This window comes from Bacillus cereus group sp. RP43 (assembly GCF_040459645.1).
In the GTDB taxonomy this organism is placed as follows: domain Bacteria; phylum Bacillota; class Bacilli; order Bacillales; family Bacillaceae_G; genus Bacillus_A; species Bacillus_A mycoides_C.
Window position 1 is genome coordinate 104955 of record NZ_JARVHQ010000003.1, and the last position, 15737, is coordinate 120691.

The window sequence follows — 15737 nt, forward strand, 5'->3', positions numbered from 1 at the left end:
ACTTGCTACTTATCAAAATATTAATCCTGAATAATAGAAATTAATACTTTTAGTAAAAGATTCCTCGACCATCCTAAATTAGTTTACTTTATGACGTTATTCATCTCAATGACATAAGAGTACTATTCATTTTGAGATTGCTTTTTATTAGTTTTAACAACTGCGTATAATAAAGATTATGTAAACTGTAGGATTAAATGTTTATACTGCTTACCCAATATCCCCCCTTTATTAAACTACATTTATAATATTTAACCTGTGTGAATGTGACTTTAAAATATAGTCACGATGTTTCTAAGAAAGTCGCAAAGGTTTAAATAAAGTTACGACGTTTCTAAAAAATTCCGATGCGTTATCCTTGAATAGATTCCTGTTAAATAGATAGGGAAAATAATAAAAATACTTTAAGCTAGTTAGAATTATTTGGTAACATTTGTTAGTGTGAAAATAGATATATTTATCTTTTGCTTGTTATAACACTTCAAATGTTTCACACTAAATAAATAATATTTTTTCAAGCTTCAACGTACCTCAAAACGATTCCATTGTTTATACATTTTCCTACACGTGACATGATATGAATCATTCTTGCTTTTTCTATTTTTCTCTTAAAACCATTTGACGTATATTAACGTGGATGGATTGATATCTATTCCCTATTAATATAGTGACAGCTTGATCAAACTTTTGAAATACCAACCCAATATTGTTTGAATGTCACAATATATAACTAATAATAGAGCTATTGTAAAGGTCTAAAATGGTGCTTAAATACGTGTGCGATTAAATTATTTATAATAATCCTATTAATTTTTAATTTCATTCTGCGCTACCTATAAATATGACAGACTAACAAAAGTAAATTATTTGTAGCAATGATTAACGAAAGATAATGATGCTGGAAATCTAATTATGGAAGATGAATTCTAATTTCGTCGATTTATATTAGTTTTACCATTTTAGCCAAGAAGACTTCTTCCTCAAGGAACGCTTAGTGAGTAGGTGGGAGATGAATTGACTTCGGACAAGGGATGGCAGGAATCCATCTTAATTGTTCGACATACATAAACTGTTACTTTACTATCTATCGAATATACGTTTGTTGTACAATAGAAACATACCGAAATGGAGGTGAAATGAATGATGATTAATAAAGCATATAAATTTCGTATCTATCCAAATAAAGCACAAGCAACCCTAATCAATAAAACGATTGGCTGTTCTCGTTTTGTATTCAATCATTTCCTATCTCTATGGGATAATGCATACAAAGAAACAGGGAAAGGTTTGACATATGGTACATGCTCTGCCAAACTCCCTGCCATGAAGAAAGAGTTTGTTTGGCTAAAAGAAGTGGATAGTATCGCGATTCAGTCGTCTGTTCGCAACCTTGCGGATGCTTATACACGCCTTTTCAAAAAACAAAACAATGCCCCGCGTTTCAAATCTAAGAAGAACAACGTACAATCTTATACCACAAAACAAACAAATGAAAACATTGCCGTTGTAGGAAACAAAATGAAATTGCCAAAACTAGATCTTGTTCGATTTGCCAAAAGTCGTGAAGTAATTGGACGTATTTTAAATGCTACAGTTAGACGGAACCCTTCTGGCAGATACTTTGTGTCATTGTTAGTTGAAACAGAAGTGCAAGAACTTCCGAAAACAAACTCTTACATTGGAATGGATGTGGGACTAAAAGATTTCGCCATTTTGTCAGATGGAACTACCTATAAAAATCCGAAGTTTTTTCGATCATTAGAAGAGAAGTTGGCAAAGGCACAGCGTGTTCTTTCTAGAAGAATGAAAGGATCTTTTCGCTGGAATAAACAACGAGTAAAAGTAGCTAGAATTCATGAATACATGACGAATGCTAGAAAAGATTACTTGGACAAAATCTCGACTGAAATCATCAAAAACCACGATGTTATCGGTATAGAGGATTTGCAAGTATCGAATATGTTAAAGAATCAAAAGTTAGCAAAAGCAATTAGTGAGGTATCATGGTCTGAGTTTCGAACTATGTTGGAATATAAGGCAAAATGGTACGGTAAACAAGTCATTGTTGTATCGAAAACATTTGCTTCAAGCCAATTATGTCTTGTTGTGGATATCAAAACAAAGACGTTAAAAATCTAAACCTACGTAAATGGGACTGCCCTTCTTGTCGTACACACCATGATAGGGATATTAACGCAAGTATCAATCTAAAGAATGAAGCGATAAGGCTTCTAACCGCAAGGACTGTGGAGATAGCCTAATAAATTAGAGTTCGATAGAACTCTTTACTTAGGAATCCCCCTCTTCTAAACGAAGTGAAAGTGGGGGTAGTTCAAAAGGGTTCAATAATAATATCTATAGTTATGTATTTTTTATATAATTAAAAATGATAAATTAACTATTTATTTATGTACACAAAAAGGTTTAAGTTTATCTATTCGGGATAGTGTAGAGCCTTGTTATAATGAAAATGAAGTTGCATCTATAAGCCTACTTATTGTTGAAGGTGATTAGCAATTGAGAAGATAAGAGATATTTTAGTATTTTAAAATCGAAATGTTGAATGAAGACGATCATAAACTTCTAAACAGAATTTTCAATTTGGTATATTTGTCTCACTTATTTAAATTATAATTGTTGGTAAATGGCGATAGGTATCGTCATTACTTTTGTTTTATTTTAGGCATATGGTTATCTTCTTTCAACTTTTACATGTAGTTAAGGTTCTTATCTAGGCGGTATAGAAACATGCGAAAAAGCCAAGGCTTTCTTGAAAGAGAGCTTGGCAGTTGTTTTATTTTTAGATATACTAAGATAAAAATAAATGTTGGTTTCTTCGGAAATTACTCTATTATATAAATGTATCCATCCAATGGTTTTTTACTTTAATTTAGGTTACATCGACTCTACATGGATTATATAACTAATATCATATTCTACAAAGGTTGTTTAATATTTTAACTTTCGAATAACGTTATATCTAGTTATTTGAAAGTGAAAGAAGTAAACAACCCAATACTATTCACCATTTAATATTATCTTTTTTTCTTTGGTTTCGTATAATCATGATTTCCATCATTATAATAAGAATAAGTGCCATGGACCTTTTAAGGTATACTTCAATGGAAAATCCATCATATTAAGCATAATAATTCCTGAACCTATTATGCTTATATAGAAAAATCTTTGTAGCAATAATGTTATCTCTACTCTAAACATATAACTTATAATAAATAGTAAAGTTAAAATAACCCACGATCCAGCGTGAATTTGATTAAACATTTGAAACATAAATATACCCCTGTTATTTGTAGAATTAACAAAATTTTTATTTCATATTCTAGAATGAATTGTATACACTCATCCGATTACATTTTCTGCATTAAATCTCAATAAGTATAGTCCTGCTGAATGTACAATTATCACAAGTAACATTCAAAATACGCTATATATTATTTTGAAGGTACTTAATCTAAGAAATTATATTTTATTAACCTTAGTTACAAAATAAATAACAAAACCTTGACTTGAAAAATGTAGTTCCCTTTTTAATAATTTTATTAGGAAATTTAATTACTTAAAAGTAACTTGTGATATTATTAACGAGTTGTCTATTTATTAGTGTTTTACTTTTATCAATAGATAGATGCATAAAAATAAGATGTTGCTTTTCAAGAGAATAATGGTTAATGATTTTAACAGCCTGTTCAGTATGGAATAATTCAATTAATGTAGCTTGTTCTTTATAAGTAAAATCCTTAAGTGTATTTGCAATATTTGATAAATCTTTTTGATAGAGTTCGTGTATCAAGTAATCATTTTTAGTAATAAGTAGCTCTTGTAAAACGTCTTTCATATATAATCCCCTCCGTAAAGTTTGATAAGATTATAATACAATTTAATGTCGACTAATCCCAAGTTCAATAAATACCGATTCCTAGGTAAAAAACAGTATATTTGTATGATGTTTCGCTACTAAATAGTTAATTATAAGAATAATTATATTTCCATTTCCATTTCTCTTTTAAAGACTATAAACTAATAGAAATTCAATTCATTATTTAAGAATGTTTTAAAAGTAAAATAGATTACATTTTAAACCGTACCAACGAGAATGGTCCAACCCTATATTTTTCGACTTAAGAAATTATGCTTCAATATTCTTCATTTTTTCATAAATGGCATCCCAATTATGAAAAGTGAAATTTTCTGTCATTCGATTAGAACAGTTAGTGAATATTAGACAGACGGCAAGAACAAGCCGTAAAAACGAAAAAATCTACATACTTGGTCATTTTATCGTTTAGCACAATTCATCGAGTACAAAGCGACATTAGTTGGTATTAAGATCCAATATGTGAACCCTGCTTATACAAGTCAAACCTGTCCGAAAGGTTCTGAAAAAAATAAGGCACAAGACAGAGAATACAAGTGTCAATGTGGATTTGAGAAACATCGTGATATCGTAGGGGCGATGAATATTCGCTACGCAACTGTGATTGGTGGTAATAGTCAATAAGCCTAAACACCTATATGGTCTGGTTTAGGAGGGGCAATGAGATGCCCTCATTATGAAGGCTGTTCAAAACAGAAATGGACTGCGAACGTTTGTTCATTCAAGAATCCCACCCGTTAATCCGTAAGGATTAGGGCTTGCGACTTCAGTCGTGGGAGTCTCAAAGGGATAATTATTAATTTACATTCATCCCGCATCACCAATACGGACTATTTTATTAGTGTAGTATTTTTTTAGATAATTTTTTGTGTCTAGCAATAAATTACTGTTATTAACGATTTCATCTTTATTAAATACGTCGTGTAAAGTGAGTAATATTACTAAATCATAATTTCGAATTAAGGAGTAATTTAATTCTATAGATGTATGAACTTCATTGTGTCTATCATGATAGGTTGTAGCTAATGGATCACAAAAAGATACCTCTGCACCTACCTCTTGTAACTTTTCAAGAATTTCTAGACTAGGCGATTCTCGTAAGTCATCAATATTTTCTTTATATGCCATACCAATTAATAATATCTTAGATCCATTTATTGGTTTTTTCGCTCGATTTAAGGCAGTCATTGCTTTGTAAACCGTATGCTCTGGCATCATTTGATTTGTTTCCTGTGCTAATTCAATAAACCTACTAAAAAAATTAGATTCTTTTGCCTTCCAGGAAAGGTACATAGGATCTAATGGTATACAATGTCCTCCAATTCCAGGACCGGGAGTAAAGCGCATAAACCCAAAAGGTTTTGTACTAGCAGCATCTATAGTTTCCCAAATATCAATATTCATTTTTTCGCAGAGCAATGCCATTTCATTAATAAATGCAATATTAATACTACGAAAAGTATTCTCTAAAAGTTTACTCATTTCCGCTATTTCTGCAGTTGCAACAGGTACTACTTGTTGTACAATTTTGCTATACAATGCTTGACCAATCGCAGTTGACTTTTTACTAACCCCACCTATTACTTTAGGAGTATTTTCAATTTTATATACTTCATTTCCAGGATCTACACGTTCAGGTGAATAGCAAATATGATAATCTTTATCTAAGGTATATCCACTTTCATCTAATGGTTTTTGAATCAATTCCTTAGATGTTCCCGGATACGTTGTACTTTCTAAAACAATCAATGTTCCTGAACGAAAATGACCTTGAATATCATTCACAGCTGCATTAATAAAAGATATATCCGGTTGATATGATTTAGTAAGTGGTGTTGGTACACAGATTATAATAACATCTGCCTCTCCTAAGCATCGCTTCTCTGTTGTTCCAAATAATAATCCTTTATTTACAACATTAGCTATCCTCTCAGAATGAATATCAATAATGTCTGATTTCCCCTTGTTTATTAATTGCACCTTCTCTTCACTTAAATCATAACCAATTACACTAAAACCTTTTTCTGCAAAAGATACAGCTAATGGCAATCCAACGTATCCTAAACCCATAACAACAATTCCTGCTTTATTTTGTTCTATTTTTTTTGATAGACTCATATTGATACCCCTTTTTTCATTAAGTTTAATTTATACTTTTCAGTTAACCCTTCTAACAATATATATTGTGATGACCAGTCTGTTTTTAAAAAGGCTTTTTTATAGTAGAGTAAGCTATCTTGAATTTCACCCAAACGTGCTGGCATCATTTCGGTTTTCAAGTTAGTCCCCATAATTTTATTTAAATAATTGAGCACTTGATAAATTATATCTGTATCATTAGTTGGGTACCAACAAACCCAAAACCGCCAGTTATCATTATTTTTTTGTCATATTTATTTCCTCACAATCTGGAAAATTAACCTGGATAGAATTTTATCTTTACTAATCAAAAGAAAAGTCATATAAGTAATAGCAGCTAGTATCAATTTAACTCCAATTGTTAAAATTTCATTATGGTGTACCAGTAAATTATCAATACATATAATAACCGCTCCCGTACAGACACTAAACAAACCATATTTTAATACGCCATATAGTAAATTGGGTAAAGAAATAAAATTACGGGAACTATACACTTGGACTAATAAAGTTGTTAGTATGCCAACATCAAAAGCAATGGCTGTACCAATACTATGTAAGTGGGTTACTAATAAAAAATTTGTACTCAAACTAATAAATGCACCGATAATAACTGATAAAGTAAAGGGCTTTTCTTTGCCTATTGTTAGTAATATTTGAACTCCAAAAATTTCTGATAGACCTGCTAATACTAATCCTGGGGCTAATGCGATTAATACATTAGAAGCAGATGAAAAAGAACTACCCAGAAAAATTTGGATTATGTCCTTTGCTAATATTGTTATCATTACCATAATGGGTAAAGTAGTAATGCAAGTATATTTTATAGAAAACTCAATCATTTCTTTGAATTCTTCTTTTTCTCCCCGTGTATAATGGTTTACCATGCGAGGCATCATTACAGTTGATAATGCGTTAATAAATCCCATACATATAATAATCAGCTTATACGCTTGGTTGTAAAAACCGACTGCAGTATTCCCTACAATGTGGCCTAAATAAATTTTATTTATTGACATATATATTAGAGACACGCATGGAATAATGGATAAAACTAATACTGATCTAATATGTTGTTTTATACCCAAAAATGAAAGCTTAATTTGTTTAATTTCTTTTAATAAAATGCTCCATGTTATAAACTGTCCAAAGAGAAGTGATAAACTACTTATTAGAACAAATTTCCACAAATCTTCCTGCGTTCTCACAAATATAAAAATAGACACGATAGTAAGTAATCGAATAACTGAGTTTCGAATCATAATTTGCTTTACTTTTTCCAATCCTATGAAATACCAAGCTACATCTAACCCTGTTGCAATTAAGGTAATTCCATACATCCAAAATAAATTATGATAGTTATTGATTTGAAAAATATAAAAAATATACGTGCTCAATACAATAATTGTCGTCATACATTGAACACTATAAATGGCACAGAATTCTGTATGAATTTCTTTTTTACTCTGTGCTGATGCAATTTGTTTTCTACCGTATACGCCAATATTAAGAACAATAAAAACCATAAAAATTTGAACTATCGAATTAACATAGGCATCTATCCCAATATTTTTCGGTCCTAATACTCTAGACACATAAGGCGTTGTAAATATGGGTGTGATAACAGTAAGAAAATGATACATAATTACAAAAAAGTAATTTGAAGTAATTTTCTGCATGAAATACTCCTCTTCACCTAATGAGGGGACTCTTCATAAATTTTTGAAATATGTTCCGCAAGTGAAACCCAGTTTAGATCATTTTCTACTTTTTCTTTAGCTCTCAATCCGAGCTTTTTACATATTTCAGGATTTTTAAGCAAATATGACACCGCTTCTTGTAATCTTAAAGATGACATCGGTCTAACAAGTAAACCAGATTCACCATGGCTTATAATATCTGGATTTCCACCAACCTTTGAGGCAACAATCGCCTTGGAACAAGCCATAGCTTCGATAATGGCAATGCTACACCCTTCCATTAAAGATGGTTGTACATATATGTCGGCAAGAGACATCCATTTTTTTATTTCTATATTAGCAACCTTTCCAATAAAGATTACTTTTGATTGATTAATATTTTGAGACTGAATCTTTTTTCTTAATTTTATTTGTTCACTTCCATCACCAATTATTATGATAGTTGTATCTGGATGTTCCTTTAAGATCCCAGAAATACTATCAATAAAATAGCGCATGCCTTTAATTGGCTCCATACGATTCGTTGTTAAAACCACCTTATCTTTCAAAGGAATATTATACGATTTTCGAATTTCTTCTACATCATTTTCATTTAAAACGAACATGCTTGGATTTACCCCATTAGGTAAATAGCAACTTCTTTCATTGCCAAACAGCTCTCCAGACATTTTCTCAATTTCTCTACTAGGACAAATAATAAAATCCGGATCTTTAATTAATGAATATATCTTCTTATAATTCCCTTCGTTGTACAACATACGGAACCAAGATAAATGATTTGTATAAACTTCCAATCCATCCACCTTTAAATTTCGTATTACCCTAGCATCTTTATTCAAGGTATGCCAATGTACGACATCAATTTGTTCTTCTTTTTGCAATTTATTAATTAAATTTCTCATTCGATAAATGTATTGCAAATCATTTAGCTTTCTCAATCTAGAAATAGGTACTCTTAATATCCTTACATTTTCAAAGTGTTCTTCTTTTACTTTTCCATATTCTGCTTGATATTGTGTTAAAATTGTTACCTTATGTCCCATGTTGCTCAGTGCATAACTCATTTCATGTACATAAACTGCTACTCCACCAATATTAGGTAAATAATCGTGACTGACCATCAAAATATTTTTAGGTATAAAAGGTTTCCTCATTAAACCGCCCCTTTAGTTGTTAAAACCACCTTAACTGTTTTTAAAATAATAAAAATATCGAGTAATAAACTATGATTCTCTACATAGTACATATCCAATTCTAATTTCTGACCATTGTTCATATCACTACGTCCATGAATTTGAGCCCAACCCGTGATTCCTGGCTTTACTTTTAAACGTTTTTGCTGCTCTTTCGAATAATATTTCGTTATTTCTGTTATCTCTGGTCTTGGACCAACGATACTCATATCACCCTTTAATACATTTAAGAATTGAGGCAATTCATCTAAGCTAGTTTTGCGAAGAAATAATCCTATTTTTGTAATATCTGGATCATGCCCTTCCGTCTTTTTAAACACAAAATCTTCGGGAACCCCATGAATCCAATCATATTTCACTTCAACAGGCCTTTGCTTATTATGATTAAATTTATACATTGAACGGAACTTATATATATTAAACGGTTTGTTATCTTTACCAGTTCTTTTTTGGATAAATAAAACAGGGCCACCATCCTCCAATTTAATTAGTAAAGCTATAATTAACATTAAAGGTGCTGTAAATAATAAAACTAAGCAACTAATTAATATATCTACACCTCTCCTTATTAGATAGAAAATAAATTTTAATAGACTTATAATTTTAAAAAGTAATTTTTCCATTACAGTAAATTCCCTCTCTTATAAACTCTCTTTAAAGTTGCATTAAATGCATAAAAACTAAAGTAATAGCCAGTAGAAAAAAAGCTTAAGTGCTGTGTTTTCCGATACATCTTCCAAGTTCCCTTGGCCATATTCCACTTATTACCGGATAATGATGATCCTGATACGCGATACTTAGCAAGTGGATGCTCAATTCCATATGCCATATGGCCTTTTTTTAAAATATTCAACCACGTCGCGGTGTCTTCTCCTACAGGAATTACTGGCATTTTAATATTCCCTGTTTTTTCTCTGTCAATTAACACTGTTAAGCATCCAATAATTGTATTTTTGAGAAGGTTTCGATATTTTATGGTTTTTGGAACCCATATAACGTTGATTACATTATCTGATGCATTACGAATAACCTCATAAGCGGAGTATACTAATCCTGCTTGATGCATCTTCATCAGTTCCAGTTGCTGTTCTAGCTTTTCGTGAAACCATAAGTCATCACTATCAAGAAATGCTATATAACGCCCTTTACTATTCTGTAAGCCAATATTTCTTGTTATAGCAACTCCTTGATTTCTTGATTGCTTTATAAAGCGTACTCTCTTATCTATTAAATAATCTTCGATAAATTCCTGAACTGATTCAGTAGAACCGTCATCTATTATTAATAATTCTAAATTTGTATATGTCTGTAGCAAAACACTTTCAATAGCCTCTTTTATATGCGAATTTGGATTATAACAAGGCATAATCACACTTACTAATTCATCATTATAAATGCTTTGATCCATAATTCACCTCTTCAATTTTCAGGTAAGCAATTAGATTTCTGGTACGTAACGATTGTCCTACTTCATTAACATGATATACAGAGTTATAGATTTTGGATTTGGGAACATAGTAGCTTTCGGGTTTTCCTATACAATCAAATTCTACAGACAAATATTGAACCAATTCTTGTAAATATCTACTGTTCATATACTCCGAAAAATACAAAGTGGATGGGAAGGTTAATTTCACATTGATTTGATTTTTTAAGCAATATTCATTAAAATCCAATAGGTTTTGAATGGATTCAGTCTCCTCAAATTTTCGAGGGAATTTAAGCGGCCTGTTTTTCTTTTCATCTAGTACAGTTCCCTTGACATCTATATATGCGCCACTGTCACTCAAGTTAAATTGCTTCTGTACATAAGCAAGATTCAATTTCATATTTGCTAATAGAAAATAGATCTGTTCTTTCAATGTGAATATCTTAAGTTTTTTACGATCGTACATTCGATAATATTCATATGCAAAAATATCATATGGTCTTTTATAATACAAAGAGTATGCAGGGCAAATAATTACTTCGTCTCCTGACTTCAAATATTCTCTTGCAAAATCTAATAAATACCCCATACCAAGTCCTACATTCGTCCCTAAATTTACCGTAGGAACAGCCAATTCTCGATTCATTTTATCTGTATTGAAACTATAAAGCACATCACTTCCACCAACAATTATTCGTTTTGGCCCGTGTATTTGATTTATATATTCTTTCTTTACCCTTTCTAATTGCCGAATACGTTGTATACCTTTGGAAGGATAAAAATAAAAATATACTAGTAAAATCAGGAAAAATAATATCATGGTTCCACTAATTAGGATAAAATAAAACAATTTTCTAATCCCCCTCCTTTTTTTCTATGAATTCTATGTTTATCATTCTTATTGCAAGCCCTAATGCGAGCCACAGATATCTTTTTTCAATAATGGTACTTAGGGCTATAGAACTAAAAATAAATACAATCACAATTAATAATGGTATAAGGTATTGAATTGTGTTAGTTATATGCCCATGTTTCATCCATATTCGTATAGAAAGATATAGTGATATAATAATAAGTCCCACAATTGCGAAAGAAAAAAATCCAATGCCCCCAATTGATTCTAGCCAAAAATTATGTGGGGCTCTATATGCATTTCTCATTGACTCATGCCCTGTTAAATAGGAATTAATTTGAATGGGAACGTTTCCTGCACCTATCCCTAAAAAATGACTGTCCCGAATAATATCCCATGACGTTTGATAAAGATTCATTCGCTCATCCGTAGAAGCACCTTTTTTCGTAAAAGCTGAAATTATTATTTGCTCTACTTTCATTTGAGAATTTTGTTGTAAAAAAGATTCTATAAGTAGGTAAACAGATAAACCAAAGACTATGAAAACAATACTTTTTCGCATATAAAATACAAAAATAATAGATACTTCTAATACAATAGCGATTATTCCCATTCTTGAATATGTTGTAATGATTAAATACAAACTGAGTAATAATAATAGAATAGCGAAATAGATGTTCCACGGCCTTACATTCATTCTCCATATTCTACAAAATACAAGTGGAAAAAATATTGCCAAAAACATAGCATAATCATTCGTGTTGTATAAGAATGCAGTAGGTTGAAATTTACTTGTTAATGTTTCATAAAAAAGAGAACCTGATAATGACATATGCCATCCAGTGAAAACTTCTATAATACCAATAAATATTGCAAGTATATAAAAGAATATGATCACATTTACAAAATACCGATAGCTTTTTTGGTCATAAACGTAGTAGACAATTAATAGAATCAAATAACATGCTTCGAAAATATAATAAATATACCTTATTGCTTCAATCCGTATCCCTGCCCAAAATAAACTAATACCACTACCAGCTAACCAAATACCTAATAAAATGAAATGGATTTTAAAATATGAAAGCCTATTCCATTCTTTTTTGTCAAAAAACAAAAACATAATACAATGTAACATTAGTAAAATTCTAAACAAGAAAATACTCTGATTACCTGGGATTCCAAGGTAAGATCCAAGAAATGATGTAACTAAGATTCCTATCCAAAGGCTATTAATTATTTTTTTGTAAGGTACGACTATAAATACCACACACACCACTAAAAATAACGGAAGAAATACACCATAGGGTATACTAGCGGTTACAACACTCAATAGGATCAGTAGGCTTACGAGTATCAACCTTTCTTTTTTTTGATCAAGGTTAAGGAAAGAAATCTTTTCGTACTGAGTTTTACTAGAATTAATAGTAAGAATAACTATTCATCTCATTTCTTCCATAATTTCTTCCATTTAATATGGTTCCTATTACATGTGTATTTGCCTGGCTTAAAAACTCCATGGTTACTTCTAAGTCCATTTTTTTAGTTAAACCACTCCGTATGATTACAATTACACCGTCACACATGTTACCTATAATTCTTGAATCACTCAGTAACAGTACAGGTGGTGTATCAATGATTACCATATCAAAATTTTCTTCTAAGAGCTTTATTACTTCTAGCATTCTTTCTGAGTTTATTAACTTAATAGGATTTGGTGGCAATATTCCTGTTGGAAGAATAAATAAGCCTGGTTGAACCGTTTCACTAATAAACTCTAATGGATTTTTTTCGGAAATTAATATATCTGATAATCCTATTTGCTCAAAAGTATTTAATTTTTTTGATAATTTCGCCTTATACATATCACCATCAACAAGTAAAACCCGTCTATTATTAGAAGCTAGACTTTTTCCTAGATTCCAAGCGCAAAAGCTCTTTCCCTCTCCTTTACTCCCAGATGTAATAACAATTGATCTTAATGCATTGTTTTCTAGATTTCTACTAAATTGCAAACTAGTTTGAATATGATGAAACTTTTCTTTTATAAAGTTCAAGCTTCTCTTTGATTTTTGAGATGGGTTATCCTTATGGCCAAACTTAAACATATATATCCTCTTCTCTGCCGTTTGTTAATGGTACATCTCCCAGCACAATATAGCCCATTTGTTTTATCTGCTCATTTTTGGTAATAATGGAGCTGAAAAATAATATTGTAAAAATAAATATTAAACTTGACATAATCCCCGTTATTGTTCCCAATATTAATTGAAATGTGATTGAAATCTCTTTTGCTTCTTCAGACTTTGATAAAACCTTTATATTCATTCCCTCAAATAATTGTTTGAACTTCTCTTGCGCATTTCCAGCAACTGCATTAGCTACATCAATTATTTCTTTATTATTTTCTCCTGTAACCTTCACATTAATAATTAAAGATTTTTCATCTGTAATTACAGTTACTTTATTTGAATTATTTTTTATGTGTAATTGCTTGTTCACTTCTTCCATCACTTTTTTACTTTGTACGATAGAAGAAAATGTATCTACTAATTGCATGCTAGAGCGTACATTGTCAAAATAATAGCCTTCTACATTACTCTTTGGCATAGAGACAATCAATTGAGTTGCAGTTTCAAACTTTGGTGGTAATATTTCTTTATTTAATAAGTAGACTATTGTGATAACTGTAATCGGAAGCATACTTATAATTAAAAAATGTTTCTTACACACTTTCCAAAAATCATTAAATGTAATCTTCTCCATCATTAGTACCTCTATTCAAATCTTACTTGTAATAGTTGTTCATATAATTGTTCTAGTTTTTTTGATTCACTCTCCCAGTTATAATGTTTTTCAAATGCTGCTCTACCTGACTCTGATAGAGTTCTAAAAAGTTGAGGGTTATTCATTAAATTTTCCGCTGCATCTGTTATGTTAGACAGGCTATAAGGATCAACTGTTATCCCGCAATTTGTTTCAAGTGTTAATACTTTCCAATCTGGGAAATCTGATATGATGCTGGGTAACCCCGCTGCCATATATTCATACAATTTTGTTGCTAGAGAATGTACAAAATTAGGATGCGGATATAGTAAACAAAGTCCTATATGAGCTGTTCTATAATGATTCCAAATTTCATCATATGGGATACGACCATAAAGATTTACTTCTTCTTCTATTCCTAATTCTGCAATTTTTTCAGTTAACTGTAGCTCCAGCGAGATATCCACTGGTCCAATTAGCTTCAATTGTATATCCTTGTAGCCTCTATCTTTCAACTCACTAATAAGCTCTAGCATGCCAAAGACATTTCGTTCAATTACAATATCTCCTACATAAATGAACGTGAATTTTTCTTCTTTTAAGACCTTTTTTTTAAGTTGCCATGTTGGGTAATTTAAAAGCTCTTTTTTCAATCCTTTATATTCTGGGTAGTTACTTACATACGACTTTTCTGCAAATATGACAGAGTTACAGACCTGCATAGCTCTTTTTTCTTTACCATGAATCCATGAAGAAAGTGGTTTTCGTATTAACTTAGGTATCCATTCTTTTGTCATTATTTGACTTGGAAAATGCTCATGCATATCATAAATGATGATAGCATCAGGTTTTTTTTTTCGTAATTTCTCAGCCACTATTAACAACTCAGGATCATGAAAATGATAATATAATGCATCGGATTTAAGCGCCTCTTTGTATAAATATCGCCAGCGAGATGGTCTATGCCATCTTGATTTATTAGGAAGTAAATGAACTTTTACGGAAGTATCTGTAATGGAGGTGCCATTTTCAATTGCATATAGGTCTACATGATAGCCATTTCGTGCTAAAGTCATTGCTTCCTTATAATATATTCGTGTATCTATCCATACATGGACAGAGCTGAACATAAATACTTTTTTCTTATCTAATCTAGATTTCACTTTTAACATTGCCCCTCTTTTTATATTTAATATTATTTTTTCAGATTTCCAATCTTCCATTCAATTGTTTTTTCATCCATTTCTTGCTTTACCGTTGGTTTATACACAACTTTTAACTCTTTTGTGCCTTTTGCTATATTATAATATCCATTTCCTTTTAAGCTTTTACCTACTGGAATCACATCGCCAAAGTTATCTTCTTTTCCGTACATCGGATATGTTTTCCCTTTATCATCTTGGATCACAAAATCACCGGCTCCAATTCCGTTGTCATCTTTTCCCTCATTTTTTATTTCAAATTGGACTTGAACAACCTGTTCTTGTTCCGACACAGTTTTATCTTCTATGATTTTGGCTCCGGTAACTTTTATTTTCATCTCCATCTCCTGACTCACTTTCTCTTTTCCAATTTCACTTTTCACTTCTTGTTGCTCCAGGCTTTCCTTCTTTATATCTTTTGCTCCTGTACAACCTGCTGAAAACAGAATGCTTGTCATACATACAGTGGAAATCATCTTTTTGGTTAGTTGTTTCATATATTTTATTCTCCTTATTTATAAACAAGTTCCATCCCATTCACATGCATAAGATGGAACTTG

At 31.1% G+C, this 15737-nt stretch carries 14 protein-coding genes and 3 pseudogenes; 3 read left to right on the top strand and 14 right to left on the bottom strand.

Going from position 1 to position 15737, the window contains the following annotated elements; genetic code table 11:
- Positions 1–837: 837 nt before the first annotated feature.
- Positions 838–930: pseudogene (locus tag QCI75_RS29425) on the top strand (site-specific integrase); the annotation flags it as partial.
- A gap of 210 nt (positions 931–1140) precedes the next feature.
- Positions 1141–2261: pseudogene (tnpB, locus tag QCI75_RS29430) on the top strand (IS200/IS605 family element RNA-guided endonuclease TnpB).
- Between the two features lie 817 nt (positions 2262–3078).
- Here the strand turns inward: tnpB and QCI75_RS29435 are convergent.
- Positions 3079–3291, bottom strand: a complete 213-nt coding sequence (locus tag QCI75_RS29435) for a DUF1516 family protein (protein ID WP_353762059.1) — start codon at positions 3289–3291, stop codon at positions 3079–3081.
- 286 nt (positions 3292–3577) lie between these two features.
- Entirely contained in the window at positions 3578–3856 is a 279-nt protein-coding gene (locus QCI75_RS29440) for a hypothetical protein (RefSeq protein ID WP_353762060.1), read from the bottom strand.
- A 352-nt stretch (positions 3857–4208) separates the two neighbouring features.
- Here QCI75_RS29440 and QCI75_RS29445 point away from each other — a divergent pair.
- Positions 4209–4519 (top strand): annotated as a pseudogene (locus tag QCI75_RS29445) (zinc ribbon domain-containing protein); the annotation flags it as partial.
- A gap of 183 nt (positions 4520–4702) precedes the next feature.
- Here the strand turns inward: QCI75_RS29445 and QCI75_RS29450 are convergent.
- The 12 genes from QCI75_RS29450 to QCI75_RS29505 all read right to left on the bottom strand — a co-directional run bounded on the left by QCI75_RS29450 (position 4703) and on the right by QCI75_RS29505 (position 15674).
- Complete coding sequence (locus QCI75_RS29450; RefSeq protein WP_353762061.1) at positions 4703–6013, bottom strand: nucleotide sugar dehydrogenase; 1311 nt, start codon at positions 6011–6013, stop codon at positions 4703–4705.
- Entirely contained in the window at positions 6010–6174 is a 165-nt protein-coding gene (locus tag QCI75_RS29455; protein WP_353762063.1) for a hypothetical protein, read from the bottom strand. The genes QCI75_RS29450 and QCI75_RS29455 overlap by 4 nt, the downstream gene beginning before the upstream one ends.
- A 114-nt stretch (positions 6175–6288) precedes the next feature.
- Complete coding sequence (locus QCI75_RS29460; RefSeq protein WP_353762064.1) at positions 6289–7713, bottom strand: oligosaccharide flippase family protein; 1425 nt, start codon at positions 7711–7713, stop codon at positions 6289–6291.
- A 17-nt stretch (positions 7714–7730) separates the two neighbouring features.
- On the bottom strand, positions 7731–8888 hold the full coding sequence (locus QCI75_RS29465) for a glycosyltransferase family 4 protein (RefSeq protein ID WP_353762066.1): 1158 nt from the start codon (positions 8886–8888) through the stop codon (positions 7731–7733).
- Complete coding sequence (locus QCI75_RS29470; RefSeq protein ID WP_353762067.1) at positions 8888–9550, bottom strand: sugar transferase; 663 nt, start codon at positions 9548–9550, stop codon at positions 8888–8890. Before QCI75_RS29470 ends, QCI75_RS29465 begins: the two co-directional genes overlap by 1 nt.
- Positions 9550–10335 (bottom strand): glycosyltransferase family 2 protein, encoded by a 786-nt coding sequence (locus tag QCI75_RS29475; protein ID WP_353762068.1) that lies wholly within the window; start codon positions 10333–10335, stop codon positions 9550–9552. Before QCI75_RS29475 ends, QCI75_RS29470 begins: the two co-directional genes overlap by 1 nt.
- Positions 10316–11206: a hypothetical protein gene (locus QCI75_RS29480; RefSeq protein WP_353762069.1), complete on the bottom strand. Its 891-nt coding sequence runs from the start codon at positions 11204–11206 to the stop codon at positions 10316–10318. Before QCI75_RS29480 ends, QCI75_RS29475 begins: the two co-directional genes overlap by 20 nt.
- Positions 11207–11210: 4 nt before the next feature.
- Positions 11211–12542 (bottom strand): O-antigen ligase family protein, encoded by a 1332-nt coding sequence (locus QCI75_RS29485; RefSeq protein WP_353762070.1) that lies wholly within the window; start codon positions 12540–12542, stop codon positions 11211–11213.
- 88 nt (positions 12543–12630) lie between these two features.
- On the bottom strand, positions 12631–13317 hold the full coding sequence (locus QCI75_RS29490) for a tyrosine-protein kinase family protein (RefSeq protein ID WP_353762071.1): 687 nt from the start codon (positions 13315–13317) through the stop codon (positions 12631–12633).
- Positions 13310–13975, bottom strand: a complete 666-nt coding sequence (locus QCI75_RS29495; protein WP_353762072.1) for a YveK family protein — start codon at positions 13973–13975, stop codon at positions 13310–13312. Before QCI75_RS29495 ends, QCI75_RS29490 begins: the two co-directional genes overlap by 8 nt.
- 11 nt (positions 13976–13986) lie before the next feature.
- Entirely contained in the window at positions 13987–15198 is a 1212-nt protein-coding gene (locus tag QCI75_RS29500) for a glycosyltransferase (protein ID WP_353762074.1), read from the bottom strand.
- Entirely contained in the window at positions 15171–15674 is a 504-nt protein-coding gene (locus QCI75_RS29505) for a DUF4352 domain-containing protein (RefSeq protein ID WP_353762075.1), read from the bottom strand. Before QCI75_RS29505 ends, QCI75_RS29500 begins: the two co-directional genes overlap by 28 nt.
- Positions 15675–15737 lie beyond the last annotated feature (63 nt).